Here is a 22363-nt window from a genome sequence, read left to right on the forward strand (position 1 = left end):
ATGAACACTGTGACCGGCACTGTTCAGAGGGGCCCGCGCCGCCCCGCCGAAGGGGCCGCTTTGTTGGAAACCGCCCGGGAGGCAACACCGTGACCCGCGTGCTCGTCGTGGAAGACGAGGAGTCGTTCAGCGACGCATTGTCGTACAACCTGCGCAAGGAGGGCTTCGAGGTGGCGGTCGCCGCCACCGGCCCCGACGCGCTGGACATCTTCGAGCGCAACGGTGCCGACCTCGTGCTGCTCGACCTGATGCTCCCCGGGCTCCCCGGCACCGAGGTGTGCCGGGAGCTGCGCGCCAAGTCCAGCGTCCCCGTGATCATGCTGACGGCCAAGGACAGCGAGGTGGACAAGGTCGTCGGCCTGGAGCTCGGCGCCGACGACTACGTCACCAAGCCGTTCTCGACCCGTGAGCTGATCGCCCGGATGCGGGCCGTCCTGCGCCGCCAGGGCGAGGTCGAGGAGCTGGCACCGGCGACGCTGGAGGCTGGACCGGTCCGCATGGACGTGGAGCGGCACGTGGTCAGCGTCGGCGGCGACGCCGTCCAGCTGCCCCTCAAGGAGTTCGAGCTGCTGGAGGTGCTGCTGCGCAACGCGGGCCGCGTCCTGACCCGTATGCAGCTGATCGACCGGGTCTGGGGCGCCGACTACGTGGGCGACACCAAGACCCTCGACGTCCACATCAAGCGGCTCCGCGCCAAGATCGAGTCGACGCCGTCCACGCCGCGGTACATCGTCACCGTCCGCGGCCTGGGCTACAAGTTCGAGCCCTGACAGAGACGCGAGCCCTGACAGAGGGCCCCGGCGGAGACTCGCGCGCTGACAGAACGGAGAACGGCCCGCACGGTACCTCTACCGTGCGGGCCGTTTCCCGTTGTCCGGCGTCCGGGGTGTCCGGCGCCTCACGTGCTCAGTGGCCGGTGCCGCCCTCGGGCGAGGCCGGGGCGCTCGGCTCGGCGCCCTCACCGGGGGTCGCGCCCGTGGCGGGCGCGCCGCTCCCGGGCGGAGCGGGCTCCGTGCCCTCGTGCGCGCCCGGGGACGTGCCCGGGGACGCGCCGTGCGGGGCGCCCTCGGACGGCTGGCCCGGGGTCACCCCCGGCGCCGGGCTGCCCGCGGACACCGCGGTGTAGGAGGTGTACTCGCCCTGCTGCGGGATCACCGGCACCGACACGTCCACGCTCCCGGCCTGCTCGAACCGCAGGCGCAGCGTCACCCGCTCACCGCCCAGCAGCTGCCGGTTCAGCCCCGTCAGCACCACGAGCGGCGCCTTGCCTCCGGGCGGGACCGGCAGGCTCGGCTCGGTGGCCGGCGGTGACGGCGTGTTGCTCGACGTGGCGGACGTCCCCGGGTTCGGCGTCTCGCCGGCCCCGGTCGGCGCGGGCGTCTCGGGCGTGCCGGACGGCCGGGACGAGGCGCCGGGCTCCGCGGGAGAGCCGCCCCCGCCGGGCTCCGTCGACGCGCCGGGCGTGGGCTCGCCGGTGGCGCCCGGTTCCTGGGTCTTCTTCTTGTTCTTGTCGGGCTTCGGCGTCTTCGAGGCGCCGGGGCTCGCGGACGGCGGGGCGGCCTGCCCCACCAGCTGGACGGCGCTGCCCTGGCCCGACGGCTGCGCCGGCGGCAGCGCGACGGAGCCGCCCGTGATCCGTGCCTGGGAGAAGGCCGGCGAGGCGACCGAGACGAGCTTGTCCGGCCGTCCCTGCACCTGGTTGATGACCGTGGCGTACAGCGGCAGCGAGCTGCCCTGCCCGAACACCATGTCGGCCTTCGGGCCCAGCAGGAACATGTTGCGGATGTCGATCTCCGCGGCCTCCGGCCTGTCCGTGGGCACCGTGACGTTCACGCCCTCGGTCAGCTGCGTCGGGGCGGCGGTCTGAGGTTCGCTGCCGGCGCCGCAGCCGGAGATCACCGGGGCGATGGCGACGGTGCCCGCGACGGCGAGCGCTGCCACTCGACGGCTGTTTCGGATCACGGCGTCGGGTCTCCTCGCGAGAATGGCGTTGACGTGGTGGGGACGGCGTGGAACACGCCAGGGGAAGCGTAGCGGCGCCTTGGCCTATACCCCTCTTCGGGGTCGTCGCACGGCTGGGAAGACGGACGGAAAATGTCAGCCGGACCGTAGTGCCTTGACCTTCTCGGTGAGTTCCGCTCCCGCCTGGGGCGCGTGGACCACGTCGTTGACGACGCCGTCCGGCTGGACGAACACGGCGGTGAGCCCGGCAAGGCGCGGGCCGGGCTCGGCGGGCGGGGCGGGCGTCCCGCCAGGGGACGCCGGAGGGGAGGCGCCCGGCGACGTCGCCGGGGCGGTGGTCCCGGAGGGGGGCGGCAGCGGCGGGGCGGTGACGGCTGGGACGTAGGCGGTCGCCAGGATCGCCTTGCGGTCCTCAAGGATCAGGGGCGTCCCGTTGTGCGCCGTCCCCGCGCACGCCTTCAGGTCCTTGATCGAGAGCCCCCGGCGGCCCGCGGCCGCCCGGGGGTCGGCGACGAGCCAGAAGTTGAGGTCGTACGCCTCGGTCTTCCCCGCCAGCTCCGCCACCACCGGCTCGCAGCGGTACCCGGGCGGGACGATCCCGATCACGCCGGGCCGCACGTCCTCCAGCGGTTGCGGAGCGTGCTCGCGGGCCACCAGGTCGACCTGCCCCGCGGGCAGCAGCCCGCCGATCCGCCCGGGCGAGGCCGAAGGCCGGGGCGCGAGCTGCGCGGCGGTCGGGCGCGGCGCGGGACGCGGGCCGAACGCCGTCATCAGCGCCCCGCTGAGCAGGGCGATCAGCAGCGCGCCCGCAATGATCGGGATGGCCACCCCGAACCGGGTGACGGGGCGCAGGATCCGGCGGCGCCGCTCCCGGCGCCGCCGGCGGCGCTCCTCGCGGCGGTAGGCGACCATGTCGCGTTCCAGCTCACGGGCGTCATCGGGCACCACGACGTCCACACGGGGGAGCCCGTAGTCATCGGGTTCCGGGTCGCCGTCTGGCCTCACGCCGCACCTCACCGTCCTTCGATGCCCGCTGCGCCCCTTTCGGACCCTTCCGGGCGCTTCGTACCCGCGCAGCCCGGCATGTTCACCTCCAGTATGGGACGCTTCCGCGCGTTCGGCAGCGGGACGCTTGTAACGGGGACCCCGTTACCGGTAAGGGCGGTTCGCGGGGGGACAGGTGCCGTCATGGTCACGCTGAGTGCAGGAGACACAGGTGAGATGCACCATTAAAGTGCTTTGTCAATACCCCAATAACGGGGTTGACCTGCGCATATGCACCTAAGCCCGGTTCAGCCACGCTCGTTTCCGTGCTACCCTGGTTCTAGCGGAAGGGGTACTTGTCACATGACTTTCCAGGTCGGCGACACCGTCGTCTACCCCCACCATGGGGCTGCTCGGATCGAGGCCATCGAGACTCGCACCATCAAAGGTGAGGAAAAGACCTATCTGGTCTTGAAGGTCGACAAGGGCGACCTGACAGTGCAGGTCCCGGTCGAGAACGTCGAGGACGTGGGTGTCCGGGACGTCGTCGGCCAGGAGGGTCTGGAGAAGGTGTTCGAGGTGCTGCGCGCACCCTACACCGAAGAACCCACCAACTGGTCGCGCCGGTACAAGGCGAACTTGGAGAAGCTCGCCTCCGGTGACGTCAACAAGGTCGCCGAGGTCGTCCGCGACCTGTGGCGCCGCGACAAGGAACGCGGCCTGTCGGCGGGCGAGAAGCGCATGCTCGCCAAGGCCCGGCAGATCCTCGTCAGCGAGCTCGCGCTCGCTGAGAAGACCAACGAGGACAAGGCCGAGGCCCTGCTCGACGAGGTCCTGGCCAGCTGAGTTGAGCGCACGGCTTCCACGGGTGGGCGTCGGTACCGACGTCCACCCGTTCTCGTCGGAGCCGAGACCGCTCTGGGTGGCCGGGCTCGAATGGCCCGGTGAGGGCCCCGGCCTGTCCGGTCACTCCGATGGTGACGTGGTGGCCCACGCGGCCTGCGACGCCCTCCTGTCGGCGTGCGGGCTGGGCGATCTCGGTGCCGTCTTCGGCACCGCCGACCCCCGCTGGTCCGGCGCGTCCGGCACCGCCCTGCTGCGGGAGGTCGCCCGCCTCGTCCACGAGGCCGGGCACACGATCGGCAACGTCTCCGTCCAGGTCATCGGCAACCGCCCGAAGATCGGCAAGCGCCGTGCCGAGGCCGAGAAGGTCCTGACCGAGGCCCTGGGCGGCGCCCCCGTCACCGTCTCGGCCACCACCACCGACGGCCTCGGGCTGACCGGCCGCTCCGAGGGGCTGGCGGCCATCGCCACGGCCTTGACCGTGCCCGCCGCACTCCCGGACGACGACGCCTCGCCAGGCGGCCCGGCCTCCTGACCGGCCGGGTGGCGCGGAGCCGTCCAGGGCCGTGGCGCCGTTCGTGACCGTGTCGCCGTCCTCCAGGAACGAGCGGCTCGTCCCGTCGTCCCCTCCCAGGTCTACTCGGCGGGGGGTAGCGGCGAGCTGCGGAAGCTGCCGGACGGCGGCGGGTTCCAGTCGAAGATCGGGAACTCGCCGGAGTCCCGCGGCCTGGGGCCCGCGTCCGTTTCCGGGTCCGCCTCCGGAGCCGGGTCCTGGTCCTGGTCCTGGTCAGGGATGGGTGCGGGCGCGGGGGCGCGGCGGTGGCGGCCCCGGCCCTCCTCCTCGGCGTCCGCGTCCTCGGGACGGTCGGTGGGCGGCGCGTCGTACTCGTCGCCCTCGCCTCCCGAGGGGATGTCGTCGGCGTCCGGGACGGTGTCCTGCGCGCCGGACGCGGATCCGCGCGCGCCCGGGGCGGGAGGCATCACGAGGTCCGGACGCGTCGTCGCGGCGGGCATGTGCTCCTTGCCAGGGGAGTCGTCCTGCTCACGGCTCCTGACCAGTTCCACATCCGTGGGCAGCCGCGGGGGAGGGGCGATGGCCAGGGGCCCGGGGAGGGAGTCGAGCTCGGGGCGGATCTCGGGCTCATCCCGGTAGGGCTCTTCGCTGCGGGGCGCGGGCGTCTCCCGGCTGGCCTCGGGGTCCTCGTGCCGGGGGGCCGCCTCCAGCTCGGGGCGCGGCGCCTCGATCTCGGGCTGCCGGGGGCCGAGCACCTTGACGTGGCCGCGCTGCGTCTCCTGGGGCTCGGGCTCGTCGGCGGCGGGACGGGCCGTGCGGATCTGCTTGAACATGGTCAGCCACAGCCAGACCGCGGTCACCAGCATCGCGTGGGGGGCCACCGCGACGCCCACCCGCAGCGCGTCGCCCGGCAGGGCCTGGAAGCCCCGCAGCGAGTGCTGGACGGAGATCGCGGCCACCCCGGCGACCAGGACGACCAGGAGCGTCCAGCGCAGCAAACGGGTCCACCAGCGGGCGTGGCGCGTGATGACCAGGGACAGGATCGTCATCGCGGTCAGCGTGTCCGCCATCGCCGGGTAGACCGGCGCCCAGCGGCGGCTCACCCGTCCGGCCACGGCGAGGTCCCGCAGCAGGTCGAAGGTCAGTGCGTAGGCGCCGCCCGCCAGCGCGGCGACGACGAGACCGGCGGTCGCGGTGAGCAGCCGGCGCTGGACCGGGGAGTAGCGGGGGGCGCCGGGACGGGTGGGATCAGATGGCATGGCTCTCGTTCCGGGAGGGACGCGGGGGGATCGCTCGGACGTTCCCAGAGGGAGGTTAGCCAGCACCAAGGTCCCTTAACCCAACTTCAACGCGATCACTGCCCGCGCGTGTGCGTTAAGGGGGGAGACGTACGGTATGGACGAGGGTGGGAGTGCGGCGCGAGCCGTGTCCCGAGGGCGACGGGGTCCCGGAGGGAGGCAGAGATGCCGTACTACCGGGTCGTGGGGGAGATCCCCCGCAAGCGTCATGTGCGGTTCCGCCGGCCGGACGGCGGACTGTACGCCGAGGAGCTGATGGGCGAGGAGGGGTTCTCGTCCGATTCCAGCCTCCTCTACCACCGGCACGCGCCGACGGCGATCACCGGGAGCGAGAACGTGGAGGACGTGTCCGCGGACGGCGCGGACCTGACCCTGAACCATCCGCTCCGGCCGCGCGCCTACCGCACCCAGGAGCTGCCCGAGGAAGGCGACCTGGTCCTCGGACGCCGGGTCCTGTTCGGGAACGAGGACGTCCGGGTGTCGTTCGCCGTGGCCCGGGAGGCGAGCGGGCTGTACCGCGACTCGGTCGGCGCGCAGGTCGTGTACGTCCAGGTGGGGCGCGCGCGGGTGGAGACGACCTACGGCGCTCTGGACGCGCACGAAGGTGACTATGTGGTCATCCCCACGGGGACGATCCACCGCTGGATCCCGGACGGCCCGGTGCGGGCCCTGGTGATCGAGGCCAAGGGGCACATCCGGCCGCCGCGCCGCTATCTGTCGCAGTTCGGGCAGTTCCTGGAGCACGCCCCCTACAGCGAGCGCGACCTGCGCGGTCCGGCGGAGCCGCTGCTGGCGGACGGCGGGGACGTCCCGGTGATCGTCCGGACCCGCGCCGGGCTGTCGCGGCTGACCTACCTGCGCCACCCCTTCGACGTGGTCGGCTGGGACGGCTGCCTGTACCCGTACGTGTTCGACATCGACGACTTCGAGCCCGTCGTGAAGCGGACGCACGCGCCGCCGCCCGTCCACCAGACGTTCGAGGGCCCGGGGTTCGTGATCTGCTCGTTCTGCCCGAGGCCCCTGGATTTCCACGAGGAGGCCGTGCCGATTCCGTACAACCATCACAATGTCGACAGTGACGAGATGATGTTCTACGTGGGCGGCGACTACTCGGCGCGCAAGGGCTCGGGGATCGGCATCGGGTCGGTGACGCTGCATCCGTCCGGCTTCACCCACGGTCCGCAGCCGGGCGCGGTGGAGGCGGCGATCGAGGCCGCCGAGCAGGGCCATCGCGCCGCGACCGAGAAGGCTGTCATGATCGATACCTTCCGCCCGCTGCGGCTGGGCGCGGCGGCGCGGCGGTGCGAGGATCCCGGCTACGCGTGGACGTGGGCCCGCGCGGCCGGATGATCCGAGACGACGGGGAGCCACGAGGGGTGCGACAAGAGGAACCGGGGCGGGACGAGCCCGAGCCCGACGAAGCGGAGCCCGACGCCGCGACGGCGGAGATGGACGACGGGACCGGCCCGAACGACTCCCGTCCGGACGGGTCCGGCCTGGGAGGGCCCGGCCCCGAGGAGCGCGGCGGTGCGGACGTCCCCGACGGCCCCGGGACCGCGGGGGACACGGCGGCCCCGGCGGAGGCCGCCGCCGGGCTCGCCGGGTGGCTGGGCGAGCCGGGCCGCGTCTTCGACGGGAGGACGGCCCGCCGCCGCGTCGTCGGATGGCTGGCGCTGCTGGGGGTGGCCGCGGCGATGCTCGTCCCGGCGGCGATCATCTACCTGGGTGAGGGCGAGTGGTGGCTGGGGGTCCCGGCGGCGCTGCTGGCCGCCGCCTACGCGAGCGGCACCGCCTGGATCGTCGGGAGCGGCGGCCTGCGCGGCCGAGACCGGGTGGTGCGCCTGTTCAAGGGCGGCCTGGTCGTGCGGGAGCCCGGCGGCGGCGCGCGGGACACCGGCGACGTGGACGATGTGCGCGACGACCGGAACGCGGCCTACGCCTGGGACGACCTCGTCTCCGTGACCGTGTCCGGGGTCCGGCGGCGCAGGCGGACGCGGTGGAGCGTCACGGTCGTCGCCCGCGACGGGCGCGTCCTGCGGTTCGGCGACGAGCTGCCGGACGTCGAGATCCTCGGCGAGGCCGTCGCCGGTGAGGTGACGGCACGCCAGGTCCCCCGCTACCTGGCGGTGGTCCGGGCGGGGGAGCCGGTGCGGCTCGGGCCGTTCACCGTGGACCTGGACGGCCTGGAGAAGGAGGGCGAGCGGGTCCCGTGGCACGCCGTCCGCGACGTCGTGATCGACGGCGGGGTGGTGCTGGTGCGCGCTCCCGGCGACCGGACGGCCCTGGCCGCCATCGCCGGGCACATGCCGGACGCGCTTGCGTTCGTCGCGTTGTGTTCGCAGGTCAAGGCACTGGACGAAGGTCCCCGCTAACTTTCTTCCCGGAGGATGTCGAGAACGTCCCGGCGGCTCCGATCCATGCGTGAGGCGCGCCGCCAGGGGCGCCCGGAGACGAGGGAGACACCCGTGAAGTACATGCTGCTGATCTTCAACCGGCCCGGTTTCGTCGAGGAGCTGGACGAGCAGGAGCGCGACCGGCTGTTCGGCGAGGTCGACTCGATCATGAAGGAGCTGACCGAGCGGGGCGAGCTGGCCGGCGGGGAGGCGCTGGCCGACCCGTCCCAGACGAAGGTCGTCCGCGAGAGGGACGGGCTGCCCGCCGTGACCGACGGGCCGTTCCTGGAGGCCAAGGAGCATCTCGCCGGCTACATCACCGTGGACTGCGAGACCGTCGAGCGGGCCGTGGAGATAGCCTCGCGCTGGCCGGACGTCCGGTACGGCGGGCGCATGGAGGTGCGGGCCGTCCTGGGCGGCGGCGGGGCGGAGATGTGACGACCCCCGCGGCCGTCGAGGACCTGCTGCGCACGCTCGCGCCGCAGGTCCTCGGCACGCTCGTCCGGCGGCACGGCGCGTTCGACGCCTGCGAGGACGCCGTCCAGGAGGCGCTGCTGGCCGCGGCCGTCCAGTGGCCGGACGAGGGCGTCCCGGACAACCCGCGCGGCTGGCTGCTGACCGTCGCGACCCGGCGCCTCACCGACCAGTGGCGCAGCGAGAGCGCCCGCCGCGACCGGGAGGCGGCCGTCGCCGCGCGGGACCCGTCCGGCGGGCCGGGGGGCTCGGTGCCCGCGCCGGACGAGGACCAGCCCGGCGACCGGGACGACACGCTCACGCTGCTGTTCCTGTGCTGCCATCCGGCGCTGTCGCCGTCCTCGCAGATCGCGCTGACCCTGCGGGCCGTCGGCGGCCTCACCACCGGGCAGATCGCCCGCGCGTTCCTCGTCCCCGAGGCGACGATGGGGCAGCGGATCAGCCGGGCCAAGCAGCGGATCAAGGCCACCGGCGCGCGCTTCGGCATGCCGCCGGGGGACGAGCGCGCCGAGCGGCTCCGGGCCGTCCTGCACGTCCTCTACCTGATCTTCAACGAGGGGTACACCGCCTCCAGCGGGCCCGACCTCCAGCGCGCCGACCTCACCGCCGAGGCGATCCGGCTGGCGCGGGCGCTGCACGGGCTGCTGCCCGGCGACGGCGAGGTCACGGGCCTGCTCGCGCTGATGCTGCTGACCGACGCGCGCCGCCCGGCGAGGACCGGCCGCGGCGGCCTGCTGATCCCGCTGACCGAGCAGGACAGGACGCTGTGGAGCCGGGAGTCCGTCGAGGAGGGCACCGCGCTGATCACCGACGCCCTCACCTGGTCGCCCCCCGGCCCCTACCAGCTCCAGGCCGCCATCGCCGCCGTGCACGCCGAGGCGCCGCGCACCGAGGACACCGACTGGCCGCAGATCCTCTCGCTCTACCGGCTGCTCGCCCACCTCGCGCCGAACCCCATGGTCACGCTGAACGAGGCGGTGGCGCTGGCGATGGTGGACGGCCCGCGCGCCGGGCTCGACCTGCTCGCCACCCTGGACGCCGACGAGCGGATGTCCGGCCACCACCGGCTCGCCGCCGTCCGCGCGCACCTCCTGGAGCGGGCCGGGGACACCGGCGCCGCCCGGGAGGCGTACCGTGCGGCCGCGCGCGCCACCACGAGCCTTCCCGAGAAACGCTACCTGGAGGCCCGCGCCGCGGGCCTGAACGGAGAGACCATGGAAACGAGGACGCTCAAGGTCCCCGGGGCGACGTTGTACTACGAGGTCCGCGGATCCGGGCCCGTCCTGCTGCTGATCTGCGGCGGGATCTACGACGCGGCGGGTTACGCCGGGCTCGCCGGGCTGCTCGCCGACCGGTACACGGTCGTGACCTACGACCGCCGCGGCAACTCGCGGAGCCCGCTGGACGGCCCGCCGGAGCCCCAGCGCGTCGAAGTGCACGCCGACGACGCGTCCCGCCTGCTGGCCGAGATCGGGAACGGTCCGGCCACTAGGGGGACGACCCTCCACACCGGTCCGGCGCACGTGTTCGGCAACAGCTCCGGCGCGATCATCGGGCTGGAGCTGGCCGCGCGGCACCCCGAACAGGTGCGGACGGTCGTCGCCCACGAGCCGCCGTTCCTCGGCCTCCTGCCGGACGCCGGGCACTGGGACGACGTCATCGCCAGGGTCGCGGACGCCTACGCCGAGGGCGGCGCCGGCCCCGCCATGGCGGTGTTCGGCGCCGAGATGGGGGTCGGCGGCGATGACGGCGGCGAAGGCGGCGAGGAGCCCCAGGAGGAGCCGGACGCGGAGACGCAGGCGATGCTCGCGCGTTTCCAGAAGAACACCGACTTCTTCGTCGGCTACGAGGTGCCCCCGTTCGCCCGCCACCGCCTCGACGCCGACGCGCTGCGCTCGTCCGGGGTGCGGATCGTCCTGGTGGCGGGGGAGGCGTCGGCCGGGCAGCCGGCCCACGAGGCCACCCACGCCGCCGCCGGGCGGCTCGGGACCAAGGCCGAGACCTGGCCCGGTGACCACGGCGGTTTCGGCTCCGAGCCCGGTGCGTTCGCCGCCCGGCTGGACGCCCTGTTCGCGGGATCCTGAACGTCGCCGCGCGATTGCACGCGGATCCAATAACCTGGCTCCGTGAGCCTGCGCCTTTACGACACCGGTACCCGTAGCGTCCGCGCGTTCGAGCCCCTGGAAGAGGGCCGCGTGGGGATGTACGTGTGTGGTGCGACTCCGCAGGCATCACCACATATCGGCCATCTGCGTTCGGGTGTCATCTACGACGTGCTGCTGCGCTGGCTGCGCGCGACCGGCCACGAGGTGACGTTCGTCCGCAACGTCACCGACGTCGACGACAAGATCATCGCGGTGGCGGCCGAGCAGGGCGTGCCGTGGTTCGCGGTCGCCGAGGGCAACCAGCGTGTCTTCACCCAGGGCTACGACCTGCTCGGCTGCCTGCCCCCGACGATCGAGCCCCGCGCCACCGGGCACGTCCCGGAGATGATCGTCCTGATGCGCCGGCTGATCGACAAGGGGCACGCCTACGCCGCCGGCGGCGACGTGTACTTCGACGTGAAGTCCTGGGCCGACGAGTACGGCGCGCTGTCCAACCAGCGGCTGGAGAACATGCGCTCCACCGGCGACACCCCCGACGGCGACTGCAAGCGCGACTTCCGCGACTTCGCGCTCTGGAAGGGCGCCAAGCCCGGCGAGCCGTTCTGGGACACCCCCTGGGGCGAGGGCCGCCCCGGCTGGCACCTCGAATGCTCGGCGATGGCGACCCGGTACCTCGGGCCCGTCTTCGACATCCACGGCGGCGGCGTCGACCTGATCTTCCCGCACCACGAGAACGAGATCGCGCAGTCCCGCGCCGCCGGTGACGGCTTCGCCCGCTACTGGCTGCACAACGGCCTGCTGACGGTGGACGGCGAGAAGATGAGCAAGTCCGTCGGCAACGTCGTCCTGCTGCCCGACCTGCTCGGGAAGGCCCGTCCCGCCGAGATCCGCTACTACCTCGCCTCGGCGCACTACCGGTCGCTGATGGACTACACCGACGCGGCCCTCGCCGAGGCCGTCTCCGCCTACCAGCGCATCGAGGGCTTCGTCACGCGGGCCGCCGAGGTGGTCGGCGCCGGGTCCCCGGCCGCCGATCTCCCCGACGCGTTCTCCGCCGCGCTGGACGACGACCTCGGCGTCCCGCAGGCCCTCGCCGCGCTGCACGAGGCCGTCCGGGAGGGCAACAGCGCCCTCGCTTCCGGTGACGACGACGCGGTCCGCGAGCGGCTGGCGTCCGTCCGGGCCATGGCGGACGTGCTGGGGCTCGACCCCCTCTCCGCCCAGTGGCACCAGACCGGCGGCGACGACCTGCGCCCCGTCGTGGACGCGCTCGTCGCCGTGGCGCTGGAGCAGCGTCAGGCCGCCCGCGCCCGCAAGGACTACGCTGCCGCCGACGCCATCCGCGACGGCCTGTCCGAGGCCGGGATCGTCGTGGAGGACACGCCCCACGGCGCCCGCTGGGAACTGAAGCGCGACTGACCCGCGGCGCGCTTCGTGCATCCGCCACCTCGTCCAGCGGATAAAATCGGACGTTCACGGGCGTTCGCCGATGTGCCGCCCTGGGAAGATCTGAGCCGCCCGACAGCCGCGAGGGCGAGCGAGCCGCAACCATCGCGAGGGGCGTACCGATCATGGCCAAGCGCAAGGGCAAGGGACCCACCCCCAAGGCCGAGGACAGGCACTGGCACGGCAAGCGCCAGAAGGCCCGCGCCATCAAGAGCGCCAAGCGGACCGGGACCCCGACGGTCGGCCCCGGCGCCCGCGCCGGATCCGACCCCCGCCAGCCCGCCGGAGGACGTCCCGCCGGCGCCCGCCGCGCGAACGGCGAGGTCCCCGAGCTGGTCACCGGCCGCAACCCGGTCGTCGAGGCCCTGCGCGCGGGCGTCCCGGGCAGCGCGCTGTACGTGGCGTCCGGCACCGACGAGCGCGTCCGCGAGTCGATCCAGCTCGCCGCCGACCGCCGCATCCCGCTGCTGGAGACGGGCAGGAACGAACTCGACCGGCTCACCGACGGGGCCGTCCACCAGGGCATCGCGCTCCAGGTCAGGCCGTACCGCTACGCCCACCCCGACGACCTGCTCACCGGCCCCGCGCCGCTGGTCGTCGCGGTGGACGGGATCACCGACCCCCGCAACCTCGGCGCGATCGTCCGGTCGGCCGCGGCGTTCGGCGCCACCGGCGTCGTCGTGCCCGAGCGGCGCGCGGCCGGGGTAAACGCGGGCGCCTGGAAGTCCTCCGCCGGGACGCTCGCCACCGTCAAGGTCGCCCAGGCCACCAACCTCGCCCGCCAGCTCAAGGCGTACCAGAAGGCCGGCTGTTTCGTCGCGGGCCTCGATGCCCGGGGCGGCGTCACGGTCGCGGGCCTGGAGGTCGCGTCCGGCCCGTTCGTGCTGGTCGTCGGCTCGGAGGGCAAGGGCCTCGGACGGCTCGTCGCCGACACCTGCGACATGCTCGTCACGATCCCGATGCCCGGCACCGCCGAGTCCCTCAACGCCGGTGTCGCCGCCGGCATCGCCCTCTACGAGATCAGCCGGCTCCGCGCCTGACCCCGTCCTCCTCCCGCCCGGCGTCCTCGGGCGCCGGGCCGAAATAATCTCAATGCTCACATAGTTGACGTTCGTACAGTCAGCATTTATCTTTATGTTGAGATTATCAAGCATGAGGAGTGATGCCGGATGACCGCCGTCGCGGCACCGCCGATGGTGCGGACCCGCCCCCTGGGGGACCTCGCGCTCGCGGCCCTCGCCCCGGCGAGCTGGGGCACCACCTACGTCGTCACCACCACACTCCTGCCCGCCGACCGCCCCCTGCTCGCCGCCACGATGCGGGCCCTGCCCGCCGGGCTCGTCCTGCTCGCGGTGAACCGCCGCCTGCCCAAGGGCCACTGGTGGTGGAAGTCCGCGGTGCTCGGCATGCTCAACTTCGGCGCCTTCTTCCCGCTGATCTTCTTCGCCGCCTACCGGCTCCCCGGCGGCGTCGCGGCCACGATCGGCTCCGTCCAGCCGCTGCTCGTGGCGATGGGGTCGCTGCTCGTCCTGCGGGCCCGCCCGGCCCGCGCCGTCCTGTACGCCGCCTTCGTCGGCACGGGCGGCGTCGCGTTGCTGACCCTGTCCGCCGAGGCCCGGCTGGACCCCCTCGGCATCGCCGCCATGCTCACCGCGACGTCCCTGATGGCCGTCGCGATCGTGCTCGCCAAGAAGTGGGCCCCACCCGAATCGCCGCTGGTCATGACCGGCTGGCAGCTCACGGTCGGCGGCCTCGCCCTGGCCCCCTTCACCCTCGCCTTCGAGGGCGTCCCCTCGTCCGTCACCGGCGAGAACCTCGCGGGCTTCGCCTACCTCGGCATCGTCGGCACCGCCGCCGCGTACGCGCTGTGGTTCCGCGGCATCGAGCGGCTGGCCCCCACGTCCGTCTCCCTGCTCGGCCTCACCAACCCCATGGTCGCCACCATCGCGGGCCTGGCGATCCTCGGCCAGACCCTCACCGGCCTCCAGATCCTCGGCTTCACCATCGCGCTAGGCGCCCTCGTCGCCGGGCAGGCCCTGAACCGCGGGACCTGACAGACCGTCCCGCCGCCGCACCAGGAAGGCCCGCTCCGCGTCGTTCCCCACCAGCCCGATGGCCGCGTCGTAGGCGTCCGCCGCCTCCTCGATCCGCCCCAGCCGCCGCAGCAGATCGGCCCGGATCGCGTGGAACAGGTGGAACCGGCCGAGGTCCAGGGCGTCGACCACGGCCAGCGCCGCGTCCGGCCCCTCGACCTCGGCCACCGCGACCGCCCGGTTGAGCTCCACCACCGGCCCCGGCGCCACCACCATCAGCTGGTCGTACAGCCGCAGCACCTGCCGCCAGTCCGTCGGCCCGTCACTGTGCACCGCGTTGATCGCCGCCTGGATCTGGTACGGACCCGGCAGGTTCCGCCGCAGGCACCGCCGGACGATCCCCTGCCCCTCCTCGATCAGCGCCCGGTCCCACAGCCCCCGGTCCTGGTCGGCGAGGAGCACCATCTCCCCGTCCCGCGTCCGCGCCCCCCTCCGCGCCTCGATGAGCAGCATGAGCGCGAGCAGCCCCCACACCTCCGGCTCGTCCGGCATCAGCTCCGCCAGCACCCGCCCCAGCCGGATCGCCTCCGCGCACAGCTCACCGCGCACCAGCTCCCCCGAACTGGCCACATACCCCTCGTTGAAGACGAGGTAGACGACCGCCAGCACCGCCCGCAGCCGCCCCGGAAGGTCCTCCTCCCGCGGAACCCGGTACGGGATCCCCGCGTCCCGGATCTTGGCCTTGGCCCGGACGAGCCGCTGCGCCATCGTCGCCTCCGGCACCAGGAACGCCCGCGCGATCTCCGCCGTCGACAGCCCGCCCAGCAGCCGCAACGTCAGCGCCACCCGCGCCGCGGGCGCCAGCGCCGGATGGCAGCACGTGAAGATCAGCCGGAGCCGCTCGTCCTTCACCGCCCCCTCCTCCACCGGGTCGGCCACGTTCAGCAGCGCGGCCTGCGCCTGCTTGCCGTCCCGCGCCGCCTCCCGCCGCAGCCGGTCGATCGCCCGGTTCCGCGCCGTCGTGATGATCCACCCCGCGGGGCTCGGCGGCGGCCCGTCCACGGGCCACCGCCGGACCGCCTCGGCGAACGCGTCCTGCACGGCCTCCTCGGCGACGTCCACATCACCGAACGCCCCGATGAGCACGGCCACGGCCCGTCCGTGCTCCTCACGGAAGACCCGTTCGACCTCCAATCAGACCCCGCTCCAGAACGGCCGCACCTCGATCGGCAACCCCGTGATCCGGGCATACCGCCCAGCCCACTCCAGCGCCGTGTCCAGATCCTCGACCTTGATGACCGTGATCCCGCCGAGGTACTCCTTCCCCTCGGCGAACGGCCCGTCCGTGGCGATCACCTCGTCCCCCTGAAGCCGGACGACGGTGCTGGCGTCCGGTGACTGCAGCCCGGCCCCGAACACCCAAGCCTCCGCCTCCTCCAGCTCCCGCCGCACCTCGGCGATCTCCGCCATCACCTTCTCCATGACCTCCGGCGGCGGGATCGGCCCCTCCGGCTGGAACATGTTCAGCGCATACAACCTCATGCTTCCTCCTCGCGTCCGCGCCGGGCCCGTCCGGGCCCCTCACCCCCTACACGAACGCCAACCCCCCACATCGACACCCCACACCAAAATCCTCACCAAGGCCCACCCCGGCCAACCCCCGAGCAAGCCCCCCACCCCGTCGACTACGATGCGGGACGAGCCCGCCGGCGTAGCTCAATTGGCAGAGCATCTGTCTTGTAAACAGAAGGTTAGGGGTTCAAGTCCCCTCGCCGGCTCCAAGCTCAGAGCCCCCTTCCACCCAAGGAAGGGGGCTCTTTGCTAACAGTCTTGCTAACAGCGCCCCCTTACGCCGCCCCGTCGATCCGCTGGGCGAAGATCGAGGCGGCTTCCGCGAGCTGCTCGTTCACCACGTGCGCGTAGACCCGCAGCGTGATCGCCGGATCGGCATGCCCCCGAGCCTCGCGGCGACGACGTGGACGGCGACGCCCGCCAGAAGCAACGTCGTCGCGTGGACGTGGCGGAGATCGTGAAGCCGCGCGTGGGGGAGAGGGACGACGCCGCCCGCCGCGTTGTGCTCTTTGATCAGCGTCGCCATAAGCGACGAGACCGTGTCCGGATGGATTGGCTCGCCCCATCCCGTGGTGAATACGTGGCCGTCCTCCTTGCCCTTCCAGAACTCACCCGCCTTGAGCTTGTCGGCGAACTGGCGCTTGCGATGCGCCTTGAGGACGTCGACCGTGCCGGGGTCGATGCTCACGACGCGGGACCGTCCGCTCTTCGTCGTTCCCTCGATCCGCTCACCGGCGACGAACCCGACCGAGCCCCGGATGTGGACGGAAGCGCCGTCCAGGTCGACGTCTGGCCATCGCAGGTTGAGCAACTCACCGCGACGAGCACCGGTGTACGCGGCGAGGTGGAAGAACGCCGACAGCCGATGCGCCTCAGCAGTGACGAGGAAGGCCCGGAGTTGCAAGCTGCCTGTTCGGCCTCGTGTTCGGGGACATAGACCGAGCGAGCATGGTGCCAGGCGCCGTCCTGGCCGGCGACGATGCACACGCCGGGCGTCTGGGCGGGGATGGCACGGGCGGCGTCCAGGGCGGCCGGGTCCAGGTCGCCGAGGGTCATGTTCGCCGTCTCGGGGTCGTTGACCCGGTGGCATACCCGGCCGGAGAGCTGTGTGCGTAGGGCGGTGACGCCGGGGCCGAGGTCGGAACCGATGCGCTGCCCGCACACGATCAGGTAGACCGCGAACGCCCGATCGAGCTGAGCCACCCGCAGCAGCGCGGTAGCCGTCCGCGACACCTCGTCCTTCTCAAATTTGTCGGCCATCAGGAATAGCTCCGCGACCTCGTCCACCAGGACCACCACCGGCAGCGGCCACAGGTCTTCCGGCAGTGTCAGACGTTGCGGACACCCTGCGCACGGCACAGCGCCATGCGGTTCTCTACCTCCCCAACAAGATCACACAGCAGGTCGACCGACTCTTTCCGGTTGGTGGCCAGCGCCGACAGACGCGGCGCGTAGGGCGTGAACTCGACCCAAACCGACGTTGCCGTCCTTGTTCACGGTCCGGTCGACCTCGACGGCGTCCCCGTTCTCAGGCGGCGGCAGCAGCGGCGGTCCGGCCTTGCGTGCCCCGCGGGCGGCCAGCGCGGTCAGGCCCGCGGTCGAGAGGTGCGAGCGCACCGACTTGATCTGGGTCCCGGCGTTGAGCAGGTGGATGACGTCGGCGTCGGCCCAAAACGTCACGGTGACTCCCGCTTGGGCGGGGCCGAGCCAGAACTGGCGACCGGCCACGAACATGTTCCCGCTGGCCGGCGCGGTCCGCTCGAACTCCACCGCCCCGCCATCCCAGACGCTGCTTCCAGCGCTGCTGTCAGGGATCGACGAGCGGTTCCACCACAGTCTGCGGCGGGAACTGCTGGATGACGTGGTGCCGTTCGATGACCTGGACGCGGCCCGGGCCGCGGTGGCGGGCTGGGTGGTCGACTACAACACCCGCCGTCCTCACCAGTCGCTGAGCATGGCGTATCCGGCCGACCGGTTCGACACCCGCACCGCTCAAGACGAACAGGAGTTGCTGCCGCTGCGATTGCCCGCCGCGGTCCGCCTGGCCACCGTTCCGCCCGCCCGCGACCCCCGGCCGGTCGCCGAACCGACCGATCCAAACTCGCTGGGCGAAGCCGCACCTTGCCCGTCGTGGTCGGCGATCGCGGCGCCGTCAACCGGTGCACGATGCCGTTGTCACGGCAGATCCGATCGAACAACACCTCACCGCCATGGCCGAGCGGGACTGTGCGGTTTTCGGCTCTGTCGCACTTTCGGTGGTGGCGGAGGGTGAGGCTATCGGAGGAGGATGCGGTGGCGTAGTAGGTGGAAGCCTGCTCGGCCGTACATCTGTCTCTTGATCAGTTTGGTCTTGGTATTGACGCCCTCGGTGCCGCCGTTGTGATATTCGCTGGTCATGGCGGCGTGGGCAGCGGCTTGGTCGAGTCGCAGACCGCGGGTGAACGAGTGCAGGCGAGTTCGCCTCGTCGGCGGTGGTTATCCACTCTTGTAGCCGGTCGGCGTTGTCGACGGCGGGGATCAGGAGCCGGGCGAAGCTGCGAACCAGCGGGGCCAGGTTGTTCATCTCCGGGCAGGCGCTGGTGGTCTTGGCGAGGAGTTCCTGCTGGTCGGGTCTGAGGGCCTCGGGGCGTGTGAGTAGGAGCCGGGCGAGCCTGCGGGGTGACAGGGCGGGGCGGTCGTCCTCGACACGGCCCTGGGTGATGTAGCGGTAGAGGAGGATCTGGTTGCCGGTGTAGCCGCGTTCGCGGATCTCGCGCTGGAGTTGCGGGACGGAAACCGCGGGGTCTTCATCCCGGCGTTTGCGCGGGTATTTGCGGTGGGGATCGACAGGCGTGGGACGGTAGTGGGGCGCCCGCCGCATCTGCTGGGGCTTGTCGGCCCGTGCGTGGCGTTTGAGGGTGTTCAGGGCCAGGTTCAGCCGCCGGGCGCATTCCAGCAGGCCAACGCCCGCATCGAGCAGGTCATGGACCTGCTGCCACCGGGCGAGGGTGGTGGTCTTTGCGCCGTTGAGGTTGCGCACCCGGGAGGCGCTGGCCCAGCAGCCGCTGTGGACCGTGACCTTCTTGCCGGCGGCTTGGGCGAGGTTGTGCCAGATGTGTCACCGGTTCCCGGCCTGCAGGGCGTCGGGCAGGGCCTGGTGCATGGCGTCGGCGTAGCCTGCGGCACCGTCCCGGCAGACGACCTGCACGCCCGGATGCTCGCGCAACCACACTGCGAGGGTGTCGGACCTGTGGTCGGCCAGGACATCGATACGCCGGCGGGTCTTGGCGTCGATCAAAACGGTGGCGTAGGTCCTGGAGCGTCGCAGGGAGAAGTCGTCCACGCCCAGCACCCGTGGCGCCGCGACCATCGGTAACGGGATCCGCAGCAGGGCTCGCAGTGCGGTGTGAGGGGAGATCGGCGCTGCCAGCGCGGCCAGTATCCGAGCGCTGGCCCGGCCGGCCAACTCCCGCACCACCGCCCCGACCTGGGCGGTGAGCCGGGCATTTCGTCGCTGGTAACGCTCCAGCAGCCCAGGGAACTGCCCTCGGAATGTTCGCCGGGGGCACCGCCAGTCTCGGCACGCGAGCCGACGCACCCGCACATACAGCACTACCGGCCGTCCATCGACGGGGACATCGGCCACGGTCCGCTCGCACCACCCATGAACATGGCCGGTCTTGACAGCGCATTCCGGGCACGGCACTCGTGCCTTCCGGCTGCGGGCCCGCACCGGGATCAGCTTGCCCTCGTCCGTCACATCGTCGATGACCAGGCCGGACAAGCCCGAAAACACCACATCAACAAGCCTGTCGCCCTCGATCACCCCTCAGCGTGACGGGCTGCCACCCTTCGCTACCACCGAAAGTGCGACAGAGCCGTTGACTGGACAGACCCAGCTGTGAGCTTCCCCTCTCGCGACGGCTGCCCAAGCTCTTACGTGGACAGTATCGGGTGCCCGTGTACCCCGTTGGGGTGATCTGCCAGACGTTGTCGGTTCTCAACTTTACTGTGGTCTTGTGGACTTTGAGAACCTCAGGGGCGACTGTCCGAACTGCCACTACGGCACCGCGTTCCGCAGGTCGGAGAAGCTGCGGATCTGGCCGACGTCCCACCAGTACGGGCAGAGCAGCTACGTCGGGCCGCCCGAGGCGCACGCGTGGGTCGACCTTCTTGTCTACCGTTGCCTGCACTGCGACAAGACCACGACGTACCGCGAAAAACGGGTCTCGCTGCCCGGCGAGGACGCCGACTCAGCGCGAGAGGTGCGGCTCATCCATCGCGAGATGGTTTACCCCAAGCCCTCACCACGAAAGTTGCACGAGACGATGCCGGACGGCGTCCGGTCCCTGTATGGGGAAGCTTTCAGTGCGAGCAGCAGGCGCGCTTCGGGCCGCCGGGGTGATGTACCGGGCAGTGGTCGAGGAGTTGGTGAAGGAGCGCGGCGGAACCGGCAAGGACCTGTACGCCAAGATCGAGAACCTGAAGGTGAAGGGTCTTGACGGCGATTTGGTAGACGACCTGCACGAGGCGCGAATGCTCGGCAACGACTCCATTCACGCAGGCCTCATCTACTCCGCCGAAGAGGTAGCCGACATCGCCAACCTGATCGAAGAAGCCACCATCACGCTGTATGTGCAGCCAGAGGAACGACGGAGGATGCGGCATGCTCGGAAGGCGCGACGGGACGCCGTGAAGACCAACAAGAACTAGCGAGGGAAGGTGACCGGCCCCGCGCTCCGGGTGCGCTTGTGGTGCTGTTGCAGGTCAACGGGGCGGCTGTACAGCAGGAAAGTACAGCAACACAGGCACACAACGGCTCACACGCACGATCAGCGACACAAAGTCCTAGCTGGGCTGGAGCGACCGGGCACGGGTCTGCCACTTGCTACGGATCAGAAGGTAGATCGAAAGCCGGCCGCTCGGAATCACCTTTTAGATTCGATACCGCCTTTTCGTCGCGTTAAAGCCCGATCGACTCGGAGTGTCAAAGTATAAAAAGCCCACGCTGGAAAGATTCCCGCAAGGAGCAGAGTAAGGATTGAGGTCACAATGTTCGAGAGATTCAATCCTTGCTCGAAGGTTATTGTCCACAAGGCCGCCGCTCCACTGAACGCCCAAAGGAGTACCGCGTAGTATGCGACCCTAAGGATGCTTCCGGTGCGTGAGCGCACCCGTCCAAGAAGCAGGAAAGCCTTCATTGCTTCTAGGGAAGACCTAAGAGGGAATCGCTTGCGTTGTTTGATTTTGGGTATCAGCAGATGTTCTTGCCCACGTTCTCGCGCCTCGGATGGCCTTCGCTGCTGGCTGCGCCACACCAAGTATTCTCTGCATAGGAACCCGCAGGCCGCCAACAAGGCTGTGAGAAGCGGGCCAATGATTGCGCCTAGCAACTCCGCTGAAGTCATGCCGTTCCTGTAGAGATTTGGAGCGAAGACGCCGCCAATTCCTTTGAATGAATCGGTCATAATAGTATTTCAATGATAGGTTGCACAATGTGTTGAATCTGTCAAGTTTAAGTTAAGCTTTGGCAATATGGTTGAGGGCGATCACTGCAACGGCCTCTGGTGTGTCGGTCGTGGTCGGCTCGATCTACTGGATCAACTGTCCTCGGATGGGCGAATGTGCTTGGGGCGGGATTGCTAACGCGGGTGCTAGCGGCGGGTCTGGACGGGGCTGGACGTGGGTGGAACCGGTGGGCGGGTGGAGAGGGTTGCTAGCAGGTCGGAGGACGGTTGCGGACGGGTGTGGATCTTGTTCATTAGTCTCGTAATGAGTAGGTCGTTGTTTGATTTCGACAGGCACATCACGTAGACCGCACGATCGCAGCATCGTGATCAATTGGACGGAATCCACTTCCCTGGCTAGGGGCTGTCTTTGCTGCTTATGGCAGGAGAGACAATACAAAGCAAGTAGCGGACGCTACGGTCACGAAACTATAGATGCGGACCCGGCTATCTTTCCAACTGCCGCGAAGGTGGTACGTCCGCCACGTCATGATGGCGGCGGGGAGGCACACTAGAAGAGCGAGTGCCGGGGTCGCGCCCCAGTCACGGTAGGCGCCGAACACCAGGATGAGCAGTCCGGTGAGAGCGGAGAGCACGGGCCACGGTGACGTAGCAGGTTCCGCCGTGCGATTGAGGTGGCCCGACTCCTTGGCGGACGGCCGCAGTGCGAGGTAGTCGCGAACGTCTCGAACGCCGCGGAACCTACGCGCCTCGCGACCCACTTCGTACGCCCAACCACTTCTGGCGCTGTCTGGTAGCGCGCGGCCGCCCCAGGGCTCAACGTCCAGCAGAGCGCCCACCTTTGCGAGATGCGTATCCCAGCCCGCCTCTCCCACCTGGTTGTACCGGGTGAAATCCGTTGCCTTTAGCACGGGGTGCTCGTTCGGATGCCCTTCCGCGTAGTACTCCAGATCGGCAGCCTGCCGTACTACCGTCACCAGGGTGTCCAAGACCAAGCCGCCCTGTCCCCAGGCGTAGTAACCAGGCACCGTCAGCGCGACCCGCGCTGACGGATCAAGGATCCCGTCCTCCGGAGCAGGCTGGATCTCAACCAAGCCTGGAGGGAGGTCGAGGAGAATCTCACACTGCAGACCATGTCTGCGATAGATCATGCGGTCGAACGCAGCGACAGAAGGCCACTGTCGGTTGTTGTCGAGGAAAAAGCCAAGTGCGTCCACCGCAGTACGCTGGTCACGAGTGAGTTCGATCATGTCGGAGGTTCGCTTCATGCGATAGCCTTTGAGTGTTGATGA

General features: G+C 70.8%; 19 protein-coding genes, 1 tRNA gene and 3 pseudogenes. 13 read left to right on the forward strand and 10 right to left on the reverse strand.

Annotation, left to right across the window (positions count from 1 at the left end; translation table 11 throughout):
* The first annotated feature begins 98 nt into the window (after nt 1–98).
* Nucleotides 99–770: a winged helix-turn-helix domain-containing protein gene (locus AGRA3207_RS26525; RefSeq protein WP_476692273.1), complete on the forward strand. Its 672-nt coding sequence runs from the start codon at nt 99–101 to the stop codon at nt 768–770.
* Between the two features lie 136 nt (nt 771–906).
* On the opposite strand, the gene AGRA3207_RS26530 is transcribed toward AGRA3207_RS26525, so the two are convergent.
* Together AGRA3207_RS26530 and AGRA3207_RS26535 are read right to left on the reverse strand one after the other, a co-directional pair.
* On the reverse strand, nt 907–1962 hold the full coding sequence (locus AGRA3207_RS26530; RefSeq protein ID WP_231329728.1) for a hypothetical protein: 1056 nt from the start codon (nt 1960–1962) through the stop codon (nt 907–909).
* Nucleotides 1963–2097: 135 nt separating this feature from the next.
* On the reverse strand, nt 2098–2967 hold the full coding sequence (locus AGRA3207_RS26535; RefSeq protein ID WP_231329729.1) for a hypothetical protein: 870 nt from the start codon (nt 2965–2967) through the stop codon (nt 2098–2100).
* A 342-nt stretch (nt 2968–3309) separates the two neighbouring features.
* Here AGRA3207_RS26535 and AGRA3207_RS26540 point away from each other — a divergent pair, with 342 nt between their 5' ends.
* The gene (locus AGRA3207_RS26540) at nt 3310–3792 is read left to right on the forward strand and encodes a CarD family transcriptional regulator (RefSeq protein WP_067459337.1); all 483 of its coding nucleotides are present in this window, start codon (nt 3310–3312) and stop codon (nt 3790–3792) included.
* 22 nt (nt 3793–3814) lie between these two features.
* Nucleotides 3815–4324 carry a 2-C-methyl-D-erythritol 2,4-cyclodiphosphate synthase gene (gene ispF, locus AGRA3207_RS26545; RefSeq protein WP_231329730.1) on the forward strand — a complete coding sequence of 170 codons (510 nt, stop codon included), beginning with the start codon at nt 3815–3817 and terminating at the stop codon, nt 4322–4324.
* Nucleotides 4325–4425: 101 nt separating this feature from the next.
* On the opposite strand, the gene AGRA3207_RS26550 is transcribed toward ispF, so the two are convergent.
* Nucleotides 4426–5562, reverse strand: coding sequence for a hypothetical protein (locus AGRA3207_RS26550; RefSeq protein WP_231329731.1), 1137 nt, complete (start codon nt 5560–5562; stop codon nt 4426–4428).
* A gap of 204 nt (nt 5563–5766) precedes the next feature.
* Between AGRA3207_RS26550 and AGRA3207_RS26555 the strand changes: the two genes are divergently transcribed.
* The 7 genes from AGRA3207_RS26555 (at nt 5767) to AGRA3207_RS26590 (ending at nt 14073) form a co-directional block, all read left to right on the forward strand.
* Nucleotides 5767–6951 carry a homogentisate 1,2-dioxygenase gene (locus AGRA3207_RS26555; RefSeq protein WP_231329732.1) on the forward strand — a complete coding sequence of 395 codons (1185 nt, stop codon included), beginning with the start codon at nt 5767–5769 and terminating at the stop codon, nt 6949–6951.
* 26 nt (nt 6952–6977) lie between these two features.
* Complete coding sequence (locus AGRA3207_RS26560; RefSeq protein WP_231329733.1) at nt 6978–7973, forward strand: DUF6585 family protein; 996 nt, start codon at nt 6978–6980, stop codon at nt 7971–7973.
* 102 nt (nt 7974–8075) lie between these two features.
* On the forward strand, nt 8076–8432 hold the full coding sequence (locus AGRA3207_RS26565) for a YciI family protein (RefSeq protein WP_231336398.1): 357 nt from the start codon (nt 8076–8078) through the stop codon (nt 8430–8432).
* On the forward strand, nt 8429–10552 hold the full coding sequence (locus AGRA3207_RS40490; RefSeq protein WP_338028223.1) for an alpha/beta fold hydrolase: 2124 nt from the start codon (nt 8429–8431) through the stop codon (nt 10550–10552). The genes AGRA3207_RS26565 and AGRA3207_RS40490 overlap by 4 nt, the downstream gene beginning before the upstream one ends.
* 42 nt (nt 10553–10594) lie before the next feature.
* Nucleotides 10595–11992 carry a cysteine--tRNA ligase gene (cysS, locus tag AGRA3207_RS26580; protein WP_231329734.1) on the forward strand — a complete coding sequence of 466 codons (1398 nt, stop codon included), beginning with the start codon at nt 10595–10597 and terminating at the stop codon, nt 11990–11992.
* A 152-nt stretch (nt 11993–12144) separates the two neighbouring features.
* The gene (rlmB, locus tag AGRA3207_RS26585; protein ID WP_231329735.1) at nt 12145–13059 is read left to right on the forward strand and encodes a 23S rRNA (guanosine(2251)-2'-O)-methyltransferase RlmB; all 915 of its coding nucleotides are present in this window, start codon (nt 12145–12147) and stop codon (nt 13057–13059) included.
* A gap of 129 nt (nt 13060–13188) precedes the next feature.
* Nucleotides 13189–14073, forward strand: a complete 885-nt coding sequence (locus AGRA3207_RS26590; RefSeq protein ID WP_231329736.1) for an EamA family transporter — start codon at nt 13189–13191, stop codon at nt 14071–14073.
* Here AGRA3207_RS26590 and AGRA3207_RS26595 read toward each other — a convergent pair.
* Nucleotides 14029–15246: an RNA polymerase sigma factor gene (locus AGRA3207_RS26595; protein WP_231329737.1), complete on the reverse strand. Its 1218-nt coding sequence runs from the start codon at nt 15244–15246 to the stop codon at nt 14029–14031. The two genes, AGRA3207_RS26590 and AGRA3207_RS26595, sit on opposite strands and share 45 nt — an antisense overlap.
* Nucleotides 15247–15594 carry a YciI family protein gene (locus AGRA3207_RS26600; RefSeq protein ID WP_231329738.1) on the reverse strand — a complete coding sequence of 116 codons (348 nt, stop codon included), beginning with the start codon at nt 15592–15594 and terminating at the stop codon, nt 15247–15249. It abuts the gene before it with no gap.
* Nucleotides 15595–15757: 163 nt separating this feature from the next.
* Between AGRA3207_RS26600 and AGRA3207_RS26605 the strand changes: the two genes are divergently transcribed.
* A tRNA-Thr gene (locus AGRA3207_RS26605) sits at nt 15758–15833 on the forward strand.
* 125 nt (nt 15834–15958) lie between these two features.
* On the opposite strand, the gene AGRA3207_RS26610 is transcribed toward AGRA3207_RS26605, so the two are convergent.
* The 3 genes and pseudogenes from AGRA3207_RS26610 to AGRA3207_RS26620 form a co-directional block, all read right to left on the reverse strand.
* On the reverse strand, nt 15959–16714 hold the full coding sequence (locus AGRA3207_RS26610; protein ID WP_420830780.1) for a tyrosine-type recombinase/integrase: 756 nt from the start codon (nt 16712–16714) through the stop codon (nt 15959–15961).
* A gap of 113 nt (nt 16715–16827) precedes the next feature.
* Nucleotides 16828–16884, reverse strand: a pseudogene (locus AGRA3207_RS40345) (hypothetical protein); the annotation flags it as partial.
* 132 nt (nt 16885–17016) lie between these two features.
* Nucleotides 17017–17394, reverse strand: coding sequence for a hypothetical protein (locus tag AGRA3207_RS26620; protein WP_231329740.1), 378 nt, complete (start codon nt 17392–17394; stop codon nt 17017–17019).
* Between AGRA3207_RS26620 and AGRA3207_RS40350 the strand changes: the two are divergent.
* Nucleotides 17357–17578 (forward strand): annotated as a pseudogene (locus AGRA3207_RS40350) (integrase core domain-containing protein); the annotation flags it as partial. The gene AGRA3207_RS26620 and the pseudogene AGRA3207_RS40350 overlap by 38 nt on opposite strands.
* Nucleotides 17579–17898: 320 nt before the next feature.
* Here AGRA3207_RS40350 and AGRA3207_RS26630 read toward each other — a convergent pair.
* Nucleotides 17899–19429, reverse strand: a pseudogene (locus tag AGRA3207_RS26630) (ISL3 family transposase).
* Between the two features lie 527 nt (nt 19430–19956).
* Between AGRA3207_RS26630 and AGRA3207_RS26635 the strand changes: the two are divergent.
* Nucleotides 19957–20316: a DUF4145 domain-containing protein gene (locus tag AGRA3207_RS26635; protein WP_231329742.1), complete on the forward strand. Its 360-nt coding sequence runs from the start codon at nt 19957–19959 to the stop codon at nt 20314–20316.
* Between the two features lie 1171 nt (nt 20317–21487).
* Here AGRA3207_RS26635 and AGRA3207_RS26640 read toward each other — a convergent pair.
* Entirely contained in the window at nt 21488–22339 is an 852-nt protein-coding gene (locus tag AGRA3207_RS26640) for a hypothetical protein (protein WP_231329743.1), read from the reverse strand.
* Between the last annotated feature and the right edge of the window lie 24 nt (nt 22340–22363).

This window comes from Actinomadura graeca, from assembly GCF_019175365.1.
GTDB lineage: Bacteria > Actinomycetota > Actinomycetes > Streptosporangiales > Streptosporangiaceae > Spirillospora > Spirillospora graeca.

Excerpts from the sequence above, each read along its gene's own strand:
- AGRA3207_RS26540 (WP_067459337.1), top strand. The coding sequence starts at position 3,310 with ATGACTTTCCAGGTCGGCGACACCGTCGTCTACCCCCACCATGGGGCT.
- AGRA3207_RS26550 (WP_231329731.1), bottom strand. The coding sequence starts at position 5,562 with ATGCCATCTGATCCCACCCGTCCCGGCGCCCCCCGCTACTCCCCGGTC.
- AGRA3207_RS26555 (WP_231329732.1), top strand. The coding sequence starts at position 5,767 with ATGCCGTACTACCGGGTCGTGGGGGAGATCCCCCGCAAGCGTCATGTG.
- AGRA3207_RS26565 (WP_231336398.1), top strand. The coding sequence starts at position 8,076 with ATGCTGCTGATCTTCAACCGGCCCGGTTTCGTCGAGGAGCTGGACGAG.
- rlmB (WP_231329735.1), top strand. The coding sequence starts at position 12,145 with ATGGCCAAGCGCAAGGGCAAGGGACCCACCCCCAAGGCCGAGGACAGG.
- AGRA3207_RS26590 (WP_231329736.1), top strand. The coding sequence starts at position 13,189 with ATGACCGCCGTCGCGGCACCGCCGATGGTGCGGACCCGCCCCCTGGGG.
- AGRA3207_RS26600 (WP_231329738.1), bottom strand. The coding sequence starts at position 15,594 with ATGAGGTTGTATGCGCTGAACATGTTCCAGCCGGAGGGGCCGATCCCG.
- AGRA3207_RS26610 (WP_420830780.1), bottom strand. The coding sequence starts at position 16,714 with ATGCCACCGGGTCAACGACCCCGAGACGGCGAACATGACCCTCGGCGA.
- AGRA3207_RS26635 (WP_231329742.1), top strand. The coding sequence starts at position 19,957 with ATGGGGAAGCTTTCAGTGCGAGCAGCAGGCGCGCTTCGGGCCGCCGGG.
- AGRA3207_RS26640 (WP_231329743.1), bottom strand. The coding sequence starts at position 22,339 with ATGAAGCGAACCTCCGACATGATCGAACTCACTCGTGACCAGCGTACT.